Raw genomic sequence first — 17,618 nt, 5'->3', positions numbered from 1 at the left:
TTGCGACGCGCCGGGAACCCGGGAAGCCGGCCGCTCGTCGCGGTTTCCGCGATCCTGGCGGGAGCGGTTGTCCCCGGCGGCCTGGCGGGTGCCGGCCAGGACACGTTCATCGCGCCACAGTCGGAGTTGTTCACCAATGTGACCGTGATCGACGGCCGCGGGGGGCCGCCCAGGCCTTCGTCGTCGGTCCTCGTGTGGGGCGGCCGCATCCAGGACATCGGCGCCCGGGGCTCCGTGGCCGCCCCGCAAGGCACCGTCGTCGTGGACCTCTCGGGCTCCTACCTCATCCCCGGGTTCATCGATGCGCACGCCTCGCCCCAGACGACGGAAGAACTGCGCGCGCTGCTGGCCGCCGGGATCACCGGGGTGCGCGACGGAGCCACCTCCCTGGCCGCCTTCGAGGAGCGGGGTCGCGGAGGCTTCGGCGACGACCCCGTTCCCGCCGTCTACGTCGGCGGACCGGTCCTCGATGCCGGGAGCGCGTCGAGCGGCGCGGCGCTGGAATCGGAGGCCGCCGCCGTCGCGGAGGTGGCGCGGCAGGCCGCGGATGGAGCCGGCTTCGTCTCCGTCGCCTCCGGCGTGCCTCCGTCCTGGCTCGTCGGGATCGCGCGGGCCGCGCGCCGCGCGGAGGTGCCCCTGTGGGCCGATCGCCGGGATGGCGGCTGGCTGCTGGCCCTCCGTGCCGGGTCCGACGTCGCGGGTCCCCTGGTCTCCGGCGACGCCGAGCTGCTTCCGGAGGGCGAGCGCGGACCCTTCGAGGCGCTTGCGGAAGCGGGGCAGGTCCCGGCCCAGATCGCGTGGCTGGAGCGGCTGGAGCCGCAGGGCCCCGACGTCGACCGTGCCGTCAACGCGCTTCTCTCGAACGACTCGGCCCTTCTGCCGATGCTCGCCAGCGCGTCCGCCTCCCTCGACTGTCCGGCCGCCGCCGCCACCTGCGCGCCGCTGTCCAACGACGAACGGAGGGCGCTCGAGGCGGTCTGGCCCAAGGCCCAGGCGCTGGTCCGGACCTTCCACGGCCACGGGGTCCGCCTGCTCGTGGGGTCCGATGCTCCGCGCACGACCGCATGGGGAGAGGGTTTCCACGGTGAGATGCAGTTGCTCGTGGAGGCCGGCATCCCCCCTCTCGAAGTCCTCGGCATGGCCACGAGGAACGGCGCCATCGAGCTCGGCCAACTGCATGAGCGGGGGACGATCGAGATCGGGAAGCGCGCCGACTTCCTCGTCCTCGAGGCGAACCCCGCCGCCGACATCCGGAACGCGCGCCGCATCTCGTTCGTCGTGATCGACGGGGATGCGTGGACCTTCGACCGGGAGGGGAACTGGAGGCGCGTCCGCTTCAACTGACGGAACGCCCTTCGGCTTCATCCGTTGCGGTAGCAGTAGGCGTCCCGCCGGCGCGTCAGATCCTCGATCACGGCCACCTTGAAGGTCTCCGCGCACTCCGAGCCGCCCAATTCTCCGCTGTATTCCTCGATGTCCACGACCTCGGCGCCCAGCCAGGCGCTCCGGAAGGGCCGCGGGAAGCGTTCGCCGGGGGCCTGGATGTGATGAAGCCCGCCGCTGTAAGCGAGGAACAGCCGGCCGTCCGGCATCGCCCGGAGGATGTCCGCGATGCCCCCGCGGATGGTCATGGGATTCCCCTGAAGATCCAGCCCCGTGCGGCGCATCATTCGCCCTTCCGGCAGGATGATGAGGACGGCCTCCGGGTCCCGTACCTGTCGGAGCACTTCCTCCCACGTGTCATCCTTCTCCCGCGTCACCGGCACCACGTGCTTGGCGATGAGCAGGAAGAGCCGGCCCAGTATCGGTCGGGCCGCGGTCTTGTCCGCGAGCGGCACGACGCCGTGCGTCGCGAGTTGCCACAGCACGCGGCCGGGCACCACGGCGAGGAAGACCGGTTCGAAGAGACTCGTGTGGTTGAGCAGGGCGAGCACGCGCAGACCGGACCAGGGATCGTCGGCTTCGCGGAGCCACTCCAGCCGGACCCGGCAGAGCGCCTTCGCAGCGACCTTGATCGAAAAGAGAAGCAGAAAGACGATATAGCTGCGCATTTTGCGAAGTGTGGTTCGGGAATCGCCGGGCGGTCAAGAGTTCCGGCGCTGCGGCCGGAGGCGGCCAAAGGTGGCATTGGCCCGGGCCCTGCCCCATCTTCGGGCGCCCGGCGGTACGCGCCCGGCGGTACGCGTTCGGCGCTGCACGGCGCCCGTATTCAGGAGTTGCTTTCCATGAAAGTTCGATCGCTGTTCCTCGCGGCCCTTTGCACGGGTCTCTTCTCCGCCCCCGTCTTCGCGCAGCGTGACTTCTCGGCCGTCCAGATCGAGGCGACGCACGTCGCCGGCAGCGTCTGGATGCTGGTGGGAAGCGGCGGCAACATCGGCGTGTCCTCGGGCCCCGATGGCGTCGTGATGGTCGACGACCAGTTCGCGCCGCTGGCGGACAAGATCCGCGACGCGCTTCGAGAAGTGGGACAATCGGAGGAGGCGGCACGGCCGCAGTTCCTCATCAACACCCATTTCCACGGCGATCACACGGGCGGGAACGTCGAGTTCGGCGAGGCCTCCACGATCGTCGCGCACACCAACGTGCGCACGCGACTGGCCGCGGGCGGATCGCCCGACGTGGCCCTGCCCGTCGTCACCTTCGACGACGCCCTCTCCATCCACTTCAACGGCGAGGAGATCCGGGCGTTCCACATCCCGCACGGACACACGGACGGGGACGCGCTCATCTACTTCACGGGCTCGAACGTCCTCCACATGGGAGACGACTTCTTCGCCGGCCGCTTCCCCTTCGTCGACATCGACAACGGGGGGAACGTGGAAGGGCTCGCGAGCGGGATCTCGCAGGTGCTGAACAATGTGCCGGCCGACATCCGGATCATCCCCGGGCACGGTCCGCTCTCCACCGTGGACGACCTGCGGACGTACCACCGCATGATCACCGAGACGATCGCGATGGTCCGCGGCAAGATCGATGCGGGGCTGAGCAGCGAGCAGGTCCAGAGCGAGGGCGTCTCCGAGGAGTGGGCGGACTGGGGCGCCGGGTTCATCTCGACGGAACGCTGGCTCGACACCGTGCACCGCAGTCTTTCGGGCGCGGCGGGCGGCGAGGATGTCGAACACGGCCACAGCCACGGCCACCACTAAGCGAGCGACGACGCGATGAGCGACGACGGAAGCGGCTCCCCCGACGGCCGCGGCTGGGTCGCGGACGGCTACAACGCGGGATACGCCGAGGGGCTGGTCGAACGGGCGCTGCGCGACCGGGGCGTGATCCCGCCGCCGCTGGCGGGCTGGGATCCATCCGCGGACGCAGCCGTCGAAGCGCCACCGAGGGCGGTCCTTCCTCCTCCTCCCCCCGCACCCACGCCCGCCGAGGCGGAGGTCGTGGCGACGGAGGACCTGCGGCTCGCCGCCATCGCCGGGGCGCTCGTCGAGGACTACCGCGCGTACGGCCACCTGGGGGCGCGCATCGATCCGCTCGGTTCCGAGCCTCCGAGGCACCCGGTGCTCGAACCGGAGTATCACGGCATCCGCCGCGAAGAACTCGCGCGCGTGCCGGCATCCGCCGTCTGGCTCAAGCACCTGGGCGACAACGCGGCCGAAGTCGTGGACCGCCTCGAGGAGATCTACTGCGGCCCGATCGGCTACGAACTCGACCAGATGGAGAACCCGACCCAGCGCGACTGGCTCGTGGACTACATCGAGTCGCACCGCCACCGGCTGCTCATGAGCCGGGAACGGGCGAAGGCATGCCTGGAGTGGCTGACCCGCGTGGAGGGGCTCGAGACGTTCCTGCACCGCACCTACCTGGGGAAGAAGCGGTTCTCCGTCGAGGGGCTCGACATGCTCGTGCCCATGATGCGTGGGATCATCGGGAGCGCGGGGCGGCGCGGGGCTCGCCAGGTGTTTGTGGGAATGGCGCACCGCGGGCGCCTGAACGTGCTGGCTCACGTCATGGGACTGTCCTATGAGTCGATCGTGGCCGAATTCGAGGAACAGGCCGCGCGCGGCATCATGACCGCGCTCCCGGAGCACGGATCCGGCGACGTCAAGTACCACGTCGGAGGCCGGTCGCAGGTCGCGGAGGACGAGGTCCAACTGGACGTGCGGCTCGCCCCCAACCCGAGCCACCTCGAGCACGTGAACCCCGTCGTCCTCGGCATGGCCCGGGCCGCGCGCTTCAGCGGCGAAGCCTCCGACTCCTCGGCCATCCTCCCCATCCTCATCCATGGCGACGCCTCCTTCGCGGGGCAGGGCGTCGTGGCGGAGACGCTGAACCTGTGCCGGCTGCGGGCCTACGAGACGGGCGGCACGCTTCATATCATCACGAACAACCAGCTCGGCTTCACCACCCTGCCCGGCGACAGCCGCTCGACCCGGTACGCGAGCGACCTCGCACTCGGCTTCCGGCTTCCCGTCGTGCACGTGAACGCGGACGACCCCGAGGCGTGCATGGCCGCGGTGCGGCTCGCCGTCGACTACCGGTTCGAGTTCGGGGAGGACCTCGTCATCGACCTCGTGGGCTACCGGCGCTACGGGCACAACGAGGGGGACGAACCCTCGTACACCCAGCCCATGATGTACGAGCGGATCGCCTCGCACCCGCGGGTGCGCGCGCAGTTCGCGGAAGTCGTCGTCGAGCGCGGGCTTCTGTCCCGCGAAGAGACCGACGCGATGGTTGCGGACGTGGATGCGGAACTCGAGGCGGCCCGGGGAGCGATCGCCGCGCACAAGGAAGCGGACGCACGGACCGGAACCGCCCCGGGCCCGAAGCGGCTGCTGGATCCGGCGGAGCCGGCGCGGCCGACCGGCATTCCGGAGGCGCGGCTGCGGGACCTCAACGAGGCGATCCACCGCTGGCCCGACGACTTCGAGCCCTTCCACAAGCTCGGCCGGCAGTTGGAACGCCGTCGCGCGGCGCTGGACGAAGGGATCGACTGGGGGCACGCCGAGTCGCTCGCGCTTGCGGGCCTGCTCACGGAGGGCGTCCCGGTGCGCCTCACCGGCGAGGACACCGAGCGCGGCACGTTCAGCCACCGCCACCTGGTGCTGCACGATGCGGAGGACGGGCGTCCGTACACGCCCATGGCCCACCTCGAGCAAGGGCAGGCGTCGTTCCGGATCGCGAACAGCCCCCTGTCCGAGATCGCCACGCTCGGCTTCGAGTACGGCTTCTCCACGATCGCGGCCGACGCGCTCGTCATGTGGGAAGCCCAGTTCGGCGACTTCGCCAACGTCGGGCAGGCGATCATCGACCAGTTCATCGTCTCGGGCCGCACGAAGTGGGGACTGGAGTCGCGGCTCGTCCTGCTCCTCCCGCACGGCTACGAGGGCCAGGGCCCGGAGCACTCGAGCGCCCGGCTGGAGCGGTTCCTGCAACTCGCCGCCGAAGGCAACATCCGCGTCGTGAACTGCACGACGCCCGCGCAGTACTTCCACGCGTTGCGCTGGCAGGCGCTTCGCGCGACGTGCCGTCCCCTGATCGTGATGACGCCGAAGAGCCTGCTGCGCCATCCCCGGGCCCGCTCCACGATCGGCGACCTCACCGGCGGCGCCTTCCGCCCCGTGCTCCCGGACCCCGACTTCCGGGGCGACCCTTCGAACGTGAGCCGCGTCATCGTATGCAGCGGAAAGGTCTACTTCGACCTGCTGGCGGAAGCTCCCCCCGCCCACGACATCCCGATCCTGCGCGTGGAACAGCCGTACCCCTTCCCGGCGGAGGAACTGGCCGCGGCCCTGGCCCCCTATCCCCGCGAGGCGGAGATCTGCTGGGTACAGGAAGAGCCGGAGAACATGGGCGCCTGGACGTTCATGCGGCCCCACCTGCGGGAACTCATCGGCCGCGAGCCCGTTTACGTCGGCCGCCCCGAGCGAGCCAGCCCGGCGGAGGGCTACTTCGGCAAACACGTCCACCGCCAGCGCCGCCTCCTCAGAACCGCGCTTCGGCTTCCCGAGGCTTAGGGGACTTCCCGAGGCTTAGGGGGAGGTCAGCGGATCCGGGTCTGGATCGTCCGCTTCATGTCCGAGAGTTCGGAGACCACCTTCTGGTGGAGGACGCCGAGGGCCTGGCTGTTGCCATCCTCCTCGGAGTCGGAAAGCTCCTCGAGGCGCGTCTTCGCCCCGTCGTACTTGCGCTCCAGCCGGTCGATCATGGCCATGATCTGAACCTTTCGGCCGGCGCGGGCCTCGCGGAGCTTCACCCTCAGCTCCTCGGCCCCCTCGCGGTACTTCTCGACCGTCGCGGTCGTGCGCTGCAGCATCTGCTCGTAGTTGTCGGAAAGCTCCATCCAAACCGCCTCGGTCAAGAACTTCGCGGTGCGACGCAACGCCCGACCGGCATGGTTCGCACCGTCACCTCATACTGCCAGCATTTGAAAATAGAGGCTGGAGGCCGCCCGGGGCACCCCTTCGTCCGTCGGGCCGAAACCGGCGGCCGCCTACGGGCCGCGGCCGGGACTCCCCAGCGCGATCGTCTCGCGCATCGGAACCTTCGGGAAGGTCGTCGAATAGGCGCCGTACGCGAGGGCGAACAGGCCGACGAAACCGATCGAAATCATCGCCTCCGGCACACCGAGCGGCAGTCCCTCCCCGTGCCAGATCGACGGCGCCACCATGTTCCAGCGCTCGACCCAGAAGCCGATCAGGATCAGCAGCCCGACGAACGCCAGCCAGCGCGAACTCATCTTCGGGCTCCGCCCCAGGAGGAAGGGGAAGGGGAGGGCGAAGATGAGCACCATCTGGAGCCAGAACATGCGCCCGAAGCCGCCGGTCGAGCGCGGCATGAAGAAGTTCGTCTCGCGCGGGATGTTGCCGTACCAGATCACGAGATACTGGGCGAACCAGAGGTAGGTCCAGAACGCCACGAAGGCGAACGTCAGCTTGCCGAGATCGTGGAAGTCGTACTTGCCCCAGAGCCGGATCCCGTCGGACCGCCCGTTGTAGCGGTGGGCCATGACCGCGACGAGCGCGAGCAGCCCGAGCCAGCCGCCGATGAAGTAGTACGGCCCCCACACCATGCTCATGAAGCCCGGCGTCAGCGACATCCCGAAATCGAACGACAGGAGCGAGAAGATGACGGCCCAACTCAGGATCAGCACGGCGGACAGCCGCCCGATGCGGCTCCGGCAGCGCTCGACCTCCACGTCGTCTCCGCGCCACCCGCGCGCGAAGAGGGAAACGACAGCCTTGCGCCAGCCCCGGCTCTCCGCGGCGACCAGCGGCGCATCGGCCCGGATCGAGTAGAAGAGCCACACGAAGCCGAGCAGATAGAGCACCGCGAGCAGGATCCCGTTCCGCATGAAGACGCCCTCGAGCGTCAGCCAGTCGCGGTTCAGGTGTTCCGTCTCCACCGGCCCGATCCAGGGGAAGACGTGTTCGGCGCCCAGCCGGAGTACGAAGAAGAGGGCGAAGGAGATGGGGAGGAACGCGCCCGCGGCCTCGGCCAGCCGGCGGAAACTCTTGCCCCAGTGCCCTTTCGCGACCTGGAGGACGGCCCCGAACACGATGCCCGCCATCGAGATCGCCGTCCAGAAGAGGAAGTTCGACCACACGCTCATCCAGGCGCGCTGCGCGTCGCCGCCGACCGTGGTCGCAAAGCCCACGGCCCCGATCGCGACCGCCGCCAGCCACACGGCGAGCCATACCGTCGGGATGCGGCCGCTGATCGTCTTCAGCGCCTCTCCCGTGGTGAGCGCCGGACGGTCGCCGCCGCCGCTCACTGGCCTCCTCCCGTCCCGGGGACCTCGCCCGGTGCGGACTCCGCCGCCGCCTCGGCCGCTGCCGCCTCAGCCGCCGCGGCCTCTGCCGCCGCCGCTTCCTCGGCCATCGCCTCGGCCTGCAGTTGCCGCACGTACGCGACCAGGTACCAGCGGTCCATGGCCGGGATGCGCCGGTAGGGCGGCATCAGCCCGCGTCCGTTCCCGATCATGCCCCAGATGTAGCCGTCCGTGTATCCGCGCGTGAGTTCGCCCCGGATGTTGAGGAGCGGGATGTCGGGGATCCGGTTCTGCCCCACCACGGAGCCGTCGCCGGCCCCCGTCACGCCGTGACAGACGGTGCAGAACTGGCTGTACAGCTCCGCCCCGCGGGCGAGGTCGGCCTCGGTGCCGGAGATCGGGCTGACCAGCATGGTGTCGGCCGCCATCAGGTCGTACGTGCGCTCGCCGTCGATCGGCATCGTGCCGGGCACCGGCAGGCGCGCCCGCTCCTCGTAGGCCTCCAGCGAGGGCTGCCAGGACATCGTGTTGAAGAACGGGGTCCGCTGATCCAGGTGCTTGATCTGGTCGTCGCAGCCGCCCAGCGCGAAGGCGGCGAGAACCACGGTCGCGGCGGCCCGGGCGGTCATCCCTGCACCTCCACGTCCACCGCGGCGGTCTCCCGCACGAGCGCCTCGGCGGCGGCGTGCCCCTCGCCGTTGACCGGGACGAAGATGCCCCAGCGGTCGACCGAGAAGGAGGTTCGATACGCCGGGTCGAGGTTGATCACCGGCCGCCTCGTGTGCACGAGCAGCGCGACCAGCCCGAAGATCCCCGTGAGCAGCACGGTGAGTTCGAACATGAACACGACGAACGGAGGCAGCGACACCAGCGGCTTGCCCTGCGTGACGAGCGGGTAGGCCAGCGACGTGCCCGCCGTGAGCAGCACCCCGAGCGTGCACCCGGTGATCGCGCCCGTCAGCGCCCACACGCGCACCGGCGAGGAGTGGATGTCCATCGCCTCCTCGATCTCCGGCGACGGAATCGGCGAGAAGACCTCGATGTCGCGGTGCCCCGCGTCACGCAGCCGCGCGATGGCGTCGAGCGTGCCGTGCAGCGTGTCGTACTGCCCCAGGACGCCGCTACTCATGGCCGTCCCCGCCGTCTCCGTGCTCTGCGTGCGAGTGCTCGTGCGCGAGATGTTCCTTCACCTCGGCGATCGAGATCACCGGCAGGCTGCGCGAGAAGAGCAGGAACCAGAAGAAGAACCAGCAGAAGCTGCCGACGAGAATCGACATCTCCACCCAACTCGGCGTGTACAGGCCCCATCCGCCGGGCTCGTACTCGTGGGCGAGCGACGTGACGATGATCACGAACCGCTCGTACCACATCCCGATGTTGACGAAGATCGTGAGCGCGAACAGCGCCGGCAGGCTGGTGCGGACCTTCTTGAACCACAGCGCCTGCGGCACGACCACGTTGCAGAACACCATGACCCAGAAGGGCAGGGCGTAGGCCCCCATCGCACGCCAGCGGAAACTCTCGATCTCGATCGGGTCCGCCGAGTAGTAGGCGAGGAAGAACTCCGTCCCGTACGAGAAGCCCACGATGAGCGACGTGAGGAGAACCAGCTTCGCCATGTTCTCGAAGTGGTTCTCGGTGATGTACGCCTCGAGCCCGAACGCCCACCGCAGCGGGATCATGATCGTGATCACGAGGGCGACCCCGCTGAAGATCGCACCGGCCACGAAGTACGGGGCGAAGATCGTCGAGTGCCACCCCGGCACGATCGAGAGGGCGAAGTCCCACGAAACCACGGAGTGCACCGACAGCACCAGCGGCGTCGCGATCCCGGCCATGTAGAGGTAGATGCGGCGGTAGTGCCGCCACTCGCTCACCGTCCCCTGCCACCCGAGCGAGAACGCGCCGTAGATCTTGTACATCCAGCCCTTGGCCCGGTCGCGCAGGATCGCGAAGTCGGGGATGAGGCCGGTGTACCAGAACAGCGCGGAGATCGTGAGGTACGTCGACACCGCGAACACGTCCATCACGAGCGGCGACCGGAAGTCCGGCCAGATCTGCCGCTGCGACGGGTACGGCATCAGGTAGTAGAAGTACCAGACGCGACCCAGGTGGATGAGGGGGAAGAGCCCCGCCGTCATCACCGCGAAGATCGTCATCGCCTCCGCGGTCCGGTTGATCGTCGTGCGCCAGCCGGAGCGGAAGAGGTAGAGAATCGCCGAGATCAGCGTCCCGGAGTGGGCGATCCCGACCCAGAAGACGAACGTCGTGATGTACACGCCCCAGAAAACGGGGTGGGTGATGCCCGCGACGCCGATGCCGGCCCCGATCTGGTAGAACCAGGCTCCGAACATGAGGGCGAGACCCGCGGCCGCGACCCCGAGCACGAGGTAGAAGCGCTTGTCGGGCATCGCGATGGGCCGCGTGATGTCGCGGTTCGCCTCGGCCAGCGTCGGGTGGGCGGGCACCTTCGCCTCCGCGGTCGCCATCAGTGCGCCTCTTCGCCTTCCCCGGCCGGCTCGCCGTGCCCGCCGGCCGCCATGTGCCGGTGCGTGACGTCCTCGAGGTAGGTGATCGCGGGACGCACCCCGAGTTCACCGAGCGCGTGGTAGCCGCGGGCGCTCTTCGCCTTGCGGGAGACCTCGCTCTCCGGATCCTTGAGGTTGCCGAAGGTGATCGCGTTCGACGGGCAGCTGGACTGGCAGGCGGTCATCACCTCGCCGTCCCTCACCGTCCGTCCCTCCTCCTTGGCGTCGATCTTGGCCTTGTTGATCCGGTGCACGCACATCGTGCACTTCTCCATCACCCCCACCTCCCGGACCGTGATGTCCGGGTTGAGCTGGAGGTTCAGGGGCCACGCGAAGGCCCCTCCGTCGCCGCGGCCGCGCGCGTCGTGGTTGAACCAGTTGAAGCGCCGGACCTTGTAGGGGCAGTTGTTCGCGCAGTACCGCGTGCCGACGCAGCGGTTGTAGACCTGGACGTTGAGCCCCTCGGGGCTGTGATACGTCGCGTAGACCGGGCACACGGGCTCGCACGGCGCGTCGCCGCAGTGCTGGCACAGCATCGGCTGCTGCACCGTCTGGAACCCGCCGTCCTCCGTCTCCTCCTCGAAGCGGTGGATCCGCATCCACGACATCTCGCGCCGCATCGCGGCCTCGCGCTCGCCCACGGTGGGGATGTTGTTCTCGGAGTAGCAGGAGGTGACGCAGGCGCCGCAGCCGGTGCAGGCGTTGAGGTCGATGGTCATGCCCCAGCGGTACGGGCTGTTCGGATCGGAGTCCCACGCGGCCTCGACCATCTCGACGAGGTCGATCTCGTGCGCCTCGATCTCGTGCAGCGCGTCCTCCACGTTCATGGCGTGGACGATCTCGCGGTCCTGGTCGTCGGTGGACCCCTGCGTGACGACGAGCCGGGCCGTCTCCCCGGTGGGCGTGACCGTGACCGCCGTCCCCGCGTACGCCAGCGCGCCGGAACCGGGATCCGCGTTCGCCGCAAGCAGGTCCAGCGGGTTCACGCCGCGGTTCCGGGCGTAGCGGCCGTACTCCGTGTGTCCCTGTCCGAGCGGGATCGCCACCGTATCCGGGCGGATGCCGCGGTAGACGTAGACCGGCGCCTCGATGGCGCCCTGGGCGGACTCGACGCGGACGACGTCCCCGCGCTCCACGCCGAGTTCGTCCGCCATGTCCGGGTGCATCTCCACCCACGAGTTCCACACGACCTTCGTGATCGCGTCGGGCTGTTCCTGCATCCAGGAGCGGTTCGCGCCCCGGCCATCGTAGAACTGGGCCGTCGGATACACGACGAGTTGCGTGCCGTCGGGCGCCTGCGGGGCCGCGAAGCCGTCAACGCCGCCCGCGGGCGCAGCGTCCTCACCCGCGTCCGCGCCTTCGTCGCCCGCCCATGCCGCCGCCGAGGCGCCGCCGCGTCGAAGCGCGTCGAGCCACGCGGCATCGCCGCCGAGCCGCTCGGTCCAGGTGTTCCGCAGCACGGTCGCGTAGTCCGTCCCGCCGAACGCGCCGCCCTGTCCCGCCGCGTTTGCGACGTCCAGCAGCAGATCCTCGCGCTGGCGCGTGTCGAACACCGGGTGCATGAGGGGCTGGCCGAGCGCCATCGCGCCGCCCGCCAGGTCCGCATCGCACCACGACTCGAGCGCGTGGTGGCAGGGGAGCACCCAGCCGCAGGCCGACGCCGTCTCGTCGAGGTGCGGCGTGATCGCGACGGTGTTCGCCACGTTGGCCAACGCCTCGCCGAACCCCGCGGCGGCGGGGAGCGCGTAGGCCGGATTGCATCCGGACACGATGAGCGTCCGCACCTGCCCGGCCCGCATGCGCCCGATCAGCGCCTGCATGTCCGAGAAGCTCGCCGTCGTGCCTTCGGGCGCGCCGCCCCCCGGGAAGACCCGGGTACCCACGGCGCCGAGCACCTCGTTCAGCGCGGCGACCGCCTGGTGCGCCTGCCGCGCGGCGGCTCCCTGCGACTCGAGCCCGGGCGGAATCGCGACCGCGTTCTCCGCGGCGGCCAATTCCTCGCCGAGCGCGCGGATCGCGTCGGCGGAAACCCCCGCGGCGTCCGCGACGGCCTCCGGCGACACGGCGGACGCTCCGGCCGGAAGCGTGACGCCCCGCGCCGCCGCCACGACGCCTGCCACGGCCATCGCCACGGCGCCCTCGGTCCCGGCCCGGGCTTCGATCCACTCGTCCGCGTTGGCGCCCGTGAGGGAAAGGCGCGGGCCGACGAAGGTGAACTTCGCGTGGTGGTGGGCCTCGATGTCCCGCGCCGCCGCGAAACCCGCCGACATCTGCGTCGGGGCGAGCCACGTGCCCAGGAAATCCGCGCCGAAACAGGCGACCCGGTCCGCTGAGGAGAGGTCGAAGCGCGGCATGCCCGCGCCGCCGCTCACGTCCGCGGTCCCGCCCGCCAGCGCCTGGTTCGAGAACGGCTCCCACGCGATGTGTTCGACCCCCATCACGCGGGCCCACTCCGCGATGAAGCGGCCCGTCGTGCCCGTCACCCGGCCGGTGAGGAGCACCGCGCCGCCGACGCGCACCGCGTTGGTCAGCGCCGCCGTCGCGTCGTCCCAGTTCGCGAACTGGAAGGGAGGCGCCCCTTCCTCCGTGGACGGATTACGCTGGATCGGCTGGCTGACGCGATCCGGATCGTAGAGGTCCTGCAGCGTCGAATGCGTGAGCGAGGAAAGGCCGTTCGTGCCTCCGCCGAACCGATCGTTGGGGCTCAGGCCGAGGACCCGGCCGTCGCGGACCTGCGCATGGACCGGGACCGGTTCCGGTCCCGCGTCCGGCAGCACCGTCGCGTAGGTGTCGGAAACGCCCGGCGTGATCCCCTCTTCCTCGACGAGGCTGGGGATGAGCTTGTCCCCGAAGTCAGGCGGACCGCACGCCGCCAGCGTCGCGGCCCCGGCCCCGGAGGTCCCCAGCACCTTCAGGAAGCGGCGGCGGGAAGTCCCCGTCCCGTTCGCCGCGGCGCCGTTCACGGCGTCGGCTTCAGGAGCCGCGCCACCCGAGCAGCTCCCCGCGCAGCCGCAGCCGCCGTTGCCCCCGTTCAGTAGTGACATGCCGCGCAATCCGTGGGAGCCCGGGTCTGGCCGTAGTCCGTGTCGATGTCCCTCGGGTAGAACCCTTCCGGCTGACGAGGCGCCGGCGCCCGAGGCGGCGGGTTGTCCCGCGCCAGCGTGTGGTCGGTCGCGACGTCGCCCTCGGAGGGAGGCTGCCGGTGGCACTCGAGGCACCAGCCCATCGTCAGAGGCGCCCACTGGTAGACCCGGTCCATCTCCTCGACCGGGCCGTGGCAGTCCTGGCACTCGAGGTTCCGCACGTGGGCCTTGTGGCTGAACTGGACGAACTCGGGCAGCTTGTACACCCACTCCCACTCGATCGGCTCGCCGCGCGCTTCGTACTGGCGCAACTCCTCGACCGGCGGCAGCCCCGTGCCCGCGATGCGGTGGCATCCCATGCACACCTCGAGCGACGGCACGACGCCCGACACCGACCGCTCCGTCCCCACATGGCAGTACATGCAGTCGATCTGGAGGTCGGTGACGTGGAACCGGTGGTTGAACGGGATCGGCTGCTCGGGCCCGCGGCTCGCGTTCTCGTGATCGTAGATCGCGCGCCACTGGGCGGGCATCGTCGCGAGATCCTGCTCATCCGCGTACTGGGCGGACGCGGCGGCCGTCTCGCCCTCGGCCTGCGGATCCGCGCTCTCCTGGACGTGAAGGAAGGAGGACGGATCGAGGCTCGCGACAGCGAGATCGAGTTCGCCGGTTGAAGGCCGGTACAGCGCCAGAGCGGCGGCGCCGAGGGCCGCGACGAGGACGCCCGCGGCCGCGCGAGAGCTTATCTTCATCCGCCTCTCTGAGGGGGAATCGACGATGTGAGTCGCCCGAAAACCTCCGCCGGCGGAAGCCCGGGTCGCGAACAAGGTAAAGCCCGTTCCGGTGGATGCAACCGTCGCCGCGAACCGCCGATCCGGCGCCCGCCGAGGTTGACCGATTCGGGCCGTTCCTTTAGCATGTGTCGTCCGAGCGGGCTCCCACCCGGGGCCCGCTCGTCGTGTCTTTCGGAGGGGCCTTAGCTCAGATGGCTAGAGCGCTACGTTGACATCGTAGAGGTCACTGGTTCGAGTCCAGTAGGCCCCATCGAAACGCCGCTGCAGGGGGCTGTAGCTCAGTCTGGTTAGAGTGCCGGTCTGTCACACCGGAGGTCGCGGGTTCAAATCCCGTCAGCCCCGTTCCGAAAAGAGTGTCGAGCGAGGGGCCGTAGCTCAGTTTGGGAGAGCGCTTGAATCGCACTCAAGAGGTCGCGGGTTCAAATCCCGCCGGCTCCACTCCCCGTTCGCCGTCCACCCCCGCACCCCCCGCGAGCCTCCTCGCCAGGGGCGCCCCGGGTAGCGGCCGACGGCTCGCCACCGTAGCTCAGGGGTAGAGCACCGCATTCGTAATGCGGCGGTCGTCGGTTCAAATCCGACCGGTGGCTCTGAAGGACCCCTCCGCCGACAGCCGGCAGGCCGGAGGCCTTGGAGGGAGAGGAAGCAGGGACACGCGGGTGTAGCTCAGTTGGTAGAGCGCAACCTTGCCAAGGTTGAGGTCGCCGGTTCGAATCCGGTCACCCGCTTCTTCGCAGCCGGCTCGCCCGCGAGCCCGGCCCCCGCGCCCACCGCGCGGTCCGCAGTACCCCTCGGGGCGTGGCTCAGTCCGGTAGAGCGCTGCGTTCGGGACGCAGAGGTCCCCGGTTCAAATCCGGGCGCCCCGATTCCCGCCCGCTTGGGCAGTTTTGGCTGGGCGGACTGTTAAGTGGGCCTGGTCATCCAAGTCGCCCCCCGAGATTAGGCGGGCCGCCGAAGGCGGTCGTAGCCAAATCCGGGCGCCCCGGCCCGGCCTCGGTTGGCATCGCACGTACGTGCTGGACCGCCTTTAACTGAAGCAAGGATAAACTCTTACGGAGATCGTGCGCGGGTTGTCCACGCGAGCCACCCCGGTGATCGGAGTTGGTTTCTCCGCCTGCGGAGTGCGTCCGATACGCGTGCCGCTGAGACAACTCACCGTGCTTACGAACTTCATCCGGGGATGGCCTTCTTGATGGAGACGGTCCGCACTCTCGACATGTTCTGCGGCGCAGGCGGCAGCAGCGTCGGCGCCGCCGCCGCGGGTGCCGCGATCGTGGCGGGGATCGACGCGTGTCCGATCGCCACCGACACCTACAAGGCCAATTTTCCGCGCGCCAAGGCCATCCAGAGCCGACTTGAAGACATCGATCTCGCCGACCTAAAGCACCGCCTAGGCCGCGTCGATCTCTTGCTGGCATCGCCGGAGTGCAGGAACCACACTTGCGCTCGCGGCGCTGCTCCGCGTGACGAGGCTAGTCGGGAAACAGCGCTCCTCACCATCGAATACGCTCGGGTATTCAAACCCAGGTGGTTGGTGTTGGAGAACGTGATCCATATGCGTCCGTGGTCGCGATATGGCGAGCTGAAAGAGGGCCTCCGCCAACTCGGTTACAAGCTCGAAGAACGTGTCCTGAACTCATCGGACTTCGGGGTACCGCAATCGCGGCGACGCCTGTTTCTGACGGGAGACCGTGAGCAAGACCCCAGGTCCGAACTCGCGGGGTACGTGGAGCACCCTGTCCCCGCACGTCGCATCCTTGACGAGCCAGGAACTTGGAGGATGTCGCCGTTGTTCGGTCCCCGGAGGGCGGAGGCAACGCTTACTAAGGCGAAACGCGCGTTTGCGGCCCTTGGCGACCGAGCCAGTTTCCTGCTCGTCTACTACGGCAACGACGGAAGTGGTGGCTGGCAAAGGCTCGACCGGCCGCTGCGAACGATTACCACGGTGGACCGATTCGCGTTGGTCGAGCATGATGGCGACATGTGGAGGATGCGGATGTTGCAGGTCCCCGAACTCCGACGCGCGATGGGACACGGTGAGGACTTTAAGCTCCCGGTAGGGACTCGCCGCGACCGGATCAAACTCCTTGGAAACGGAGTCTGCCCGCCCGTAATGGAAGCCGTGGTGCGGTCGCTCGTATCAGGGGAGTGATCACACGTCCTGCCTGAATTCGCCCGTGCGACGCCTCCCCGACCACGGTCGCTACCTCCTGCCGAACGAAATGAGCCCCGGTCGGGCACCGTGAGTGTGTAGATGGTAGGCGAGATCGTTTAGCATCTGCTCTCGGAGACGGTACAGCGGTTTGGCATCCCGCATCGCGGACGGTGGTAACGACAATGACGAGCCCGCGTTGACGCGAAGCCGACGAATCTCGCCTTCGAACTCGAAGACCGGTCCGCGCCAAGTCGAGTCACGCGGCTTAGTGCCGGATCGGTTGGCTTCCGGGAAGTCTAGGCCAAGGTAGTATGGCAGGGTGCCCGGATTGGACTGAGCGTGGTCGCATGCCGCCTGGCACTGCACTAGGACCCATCGGAAGCGGCTGTCCTCGCGAGTCAAATCCTTGCAGCGGAACTGCTTCTCCGCTGCTTGCGGCTCCGCGAGACCAAAGTAGTCCTGAAATCCATCACGATACGACTCGGGGAGGAGGACTACGGCGCCGCGCTCGGTCGCGGAGATGCCGTCAGGGTCCGCAATGTGAACCAAACGATTGAGTCTGGCTGCTCTCTCGACCGAAGACATCACAGCTGTTTCAGGCATCGTCAATGCCTCGTCCCACAATTGCTGGTCAAGCGCTTCCATGCCCATCTCGGCTACTCGGTCGGCCAGGATCGGGAGCAGAGCGTCGTTGATCGCGCGGAAGCGATCGCGTTCCACGTGTTCTCTTCCGACCGCTTCGACTGCGAGCCGTCCGAGAATCCTCCCCAACCGGTCGGCGCGCCCGTCCCCGTCACCCTGCGACGCTAAGGCCAAGATCGAGGAGACAGTGCGCCCGGCAGCACCGAGCACCTGCCCCTCCCAGTCAAACAGCGCTCCGACCTGTGGCAATCCGCGCACGATGCTGTAGATGGCCTCCATCAGCGGCTCATCGGCAATGTTTCCGTCTTGGTCGATGTGGTCCGATTTGGGCAGCGGGCAGACATCGAACGGCTTCGTCACGCCGCCTCCCAGTCGCTCGTCGAGGAATTCGTGAAGCGCTGGAGCCTGTTCCGGATACTGCGTCCAAAGCACGACGTAGTAGGGTCCCGTCGGCCTGATAGTGTTCTCGAGAAGCCCGCCGATTACCGCAAAGTCGGCCGTGTGATCGGATGCCGTTCCGGGCACCAAGTGGAGATCCGCGAAGATGATGCGCACATCCGGACAGGCATGGATCCCGGTGTGATCTTCTGAGAAGTGAATCTGGAGGCACGCCACTCCGTTCTGATTGAGACAATTTGCAAGTCCGGCCAAATGATCCTCGCGGTCATCAATCGCTATGACTTGTGGTGAGCCGAGCATTCT

General features: G+C 68.7%; 13 protein-coding genes and 6 tRNA genes. 10 read left to right on the top strand and 9 right to left on the bottom strand.

Annotated elements, in window-relative coordinates; genetic code table 11:
- Positions 1–1,344: an amidohydrolase family protein gene (locus ACOGI9_RS11095; protein WP_419857184.1), complete on the top strand. Its 1,344-nt coding sequence runs from the start codon at positions 1–3 to the stop codon at positions 1,342–1,344.
- A 17-nt stretch (positions 1,345–1,361) separates the two neighbouring features.
- Here ACOGI9_RS11095 and ACOGI9_RS11090 read toward each other — a convergent pair whose 3' ends face one another.
- On the bottom strand, positions 1,362–2,051 hold the full coding sequence (locus tag ACOGI9_RS11090; RefSeq protein WP_419857183.1) for a hypothetical protein: 690 nt from the start codon (positions 2,049–2,051) through the stop codon (positions 1,362–1,364).
- A 174-nt stretch (positions 2,052–2,225) separates the two neighbouring features.
- Here ACOGI9_RS11090 and ACOGI9_RS11085 point away from each other — a divergent pair, with 174 nt between their 5' ends.
- Both ACOGI9_RS11085 and ACOGI9_RS11080 read left to right on the top strand, forming a co-directional pair.
- Positions 2,226–3,146, top strand: coding sequence for an MBL fold metallo-hydrolase (locus ACOGI9_RS11085; protein WP_419857182.1), 921 nt, complete (start codon positions 2,226–2,228; stop codon positions 3,144–3,146).
- A gap of 15 nt (positions 3,147–3,161) precedes the next feature.
- On the top strand, positions 3,162–5,963 hold the full coding sequence (locus ACOGI9_RS11080) for a 2-oxoglutarate dehydrogenase E1 component (protein WP_419857181.1): 2,802 nt from the start codon (positions 3,162–3,164) through the stop codon (positions 5,961–5,963).
- Between the two features lie 26 nt (positions 5,964–5,989).
- On the opposite strand, the gene ACOGI9_RS11075 is transcribed toward ACOGI9_RS11080, so the two are convergent.
- From ACOGI9_RS11075 to ACOGI9_RS11045, 7 genes are all read right to left on the bottom strand, one after another.
- Positions 5,990–6,307, bottom strand: a complete 318-nt coding sequence (locus tag ACOGI9_RS11075) for a hypothetical protein (protein ID WP_419857180.1) — start codon at positions 6,305–6,307, stop codon at positions 5,990–5,992.
- A 132-nt stretch (positions 6,308–6,439) separates the two neighbouring features.
- A complete protein-coding gene (locus ACOGI9_RS11070) occupies positions 6,440–7,720 on the bottom strand; it encodes a hypothetical protein (protein ID WP_419857179.1) in 1,281 nt (426 codons plus the stop codon).
- Positions 7,717–8,346 (bottom strand): c-type cytochrome, encoded by a 630-nt coding sequence (locus tag ACOGI9_RS11065; RefSeq protein ID WP_419857178.1) that lies wholly within the window; start codon positions 8,344–8,346, stop codon positions 7,717–7,719. The genes ACOGI9_RS11070 and ACOGI9_RS11065 overlap by 4 nt, the downstream gene beginning before the upstream one ends.
- Positions 8,343–8,846: a DUF3341 domain-containing protein gene (locus ACOGI9_RS11060; protein ID WP_419857177.1), complete on the bottom strand. Its 504-nt coding sequence runs from the start codon at positions 8,844–8,846 to the stop codon at positions 8,343–8,345. Before ACOGI9_RS11060 ends, ACOGI9_RS11065 begins: the two co-directional genes overlap by 4 nt.
- Positions 8,839–10,206: an NrfD/PsrC family molybdoenzyme membrane anchor subunit gene (nrfD, locus tag ACOGI9_RS11055; protein WP_419857176.1), complete on the bottom strand. Its 1,368-nt coding sequence runs from the start codon at positions 10,204–10,206 to the stop codon at positions 8,839–8,841. Before nrfD ends, ACOGI9_RS11060 begins: the two co-directional genes overlap by 8 nt.
- Entirely contained in the window at positions 10,206–13,289 is a 3,084-nt protein-coding gene (locus ACOGI9_RS11050; RefSeq protein WP_419857175.1) for a molybdopterin dinucleotide binding domain-containing protein, read from the bottom strand. The genes nrfD and ACOGI9_RS11050 overlap by 1 nt, the downstream gene beginning before the upstream one ends.
- Positions 13,277–14,080: a cytochrome c3 family protein gene (locus ACOGI9_RS11045; RefSeq protein WP_419857174.1), complete on the bottom strand. Its 804-nt coding sequence runs from the start codon at positions 14,078–14,080 to the stop codon at positions 13,277–13,279. Before ACOGI9_RS11045 ends, ACOGI9_RS11050 begins: the two co-directional genes overlap by 13 nt.
- A 218-nt stretch (positions 14,081–14,298) precedes the next feature.
- On the opposite strand from ACOGI9_RS11045, the gene ACOGI9_RS11040 reads away from it, so the two are divergent.
- The 7 genes from ACOGI9_RS11040 (at position 14,299) to ACOGI9_RS11010 (ending at position 16,271) form a co-directional block, all read left to right on the top strand.
- Positions 14,299–14,372: transfer RNA gene (locus tag ACOGI9_RS11040), tRNA-Val, on the top strand.
- Between the two features lie 17 nt (positions 14,373–14,389).
- Positions 14,390–14,464, top strand: a tRNA-Asp gene (locus ACOGI9_RS11035).
- Positions 14,465–14,486: 22 nt separating this feature from the next.
- Positions 14,487–14,560, top strand: a tRNA-Ala gene (locus tag ACOGI9_RS11030).
- Between the two features lie 77 nt (positions 14,561–14,637).
- A tRNA-Thr gene (locus tag ACOGI9_RS11025) sits at positions 14,638–14,709 on the top strand.
- Positions 14,710–14,774: 65 nt separating this feature from the next.
- A tRNA-Gly gene (locus tag ACOGI9_RS11020) sits at positions 14,775–14,847 on the top strand.
- A 64-nt stretch (positions 14,848–14,911) separates the two neighbouring features.
- Positions 14,912–14,985, top strand: a tRNA-Pro gene (locus tag ACOGI9_RS11015).
- Between the two features lie 326 nt (positions 14,986–15,311).
- Positions 15,312–16,271 carry a DNA cytosine methyltransferase gene (locus ACOGI9_RS11010; protein ID WP_419859283.1) on the top strand — a complete coding sequence of 320 codons (960 nt, stop codon included), beginning with the start codon at positions 15,312–15,314 and terminating at the stop codon, positions 16,269–16,271.
- A gap of 51 nt (positions 16,272–16,322) precedes the next feature.
- Here the strand turns inward: ACOGI9_RS11010 and ACOGI9_RS11005 are convergent, their stop codons facing one another.
- Positions 16,323–17,615, bottom strand: a complete 1,293-nt coding sequence (locus tag ACOGI9_RS11005) for a hypothetical protein (RefSeq protein WP_419857173.1) — start codon at positions 17,613–17,615, stop codon at positions 16,323–16,325.
- Between the last annotated feature and the right edge of the window lie 3 nt (positions 17,616–17,618).

Source organism: Candidatus Palauibacter irciniicola (assembly GCF_965208695.1).
Classification (GTDB): Bacteria; Gemmatimonadota; Gemmatimonadetes; order Palauibacterales; family Palauibacteraceae; genus Palauibacter; species Palauibacter irciniicola.
Note: the sequence above shows the minus strand (reverse complement) of the source record. Positions and strands in the feature narration are given on the sequence as shown.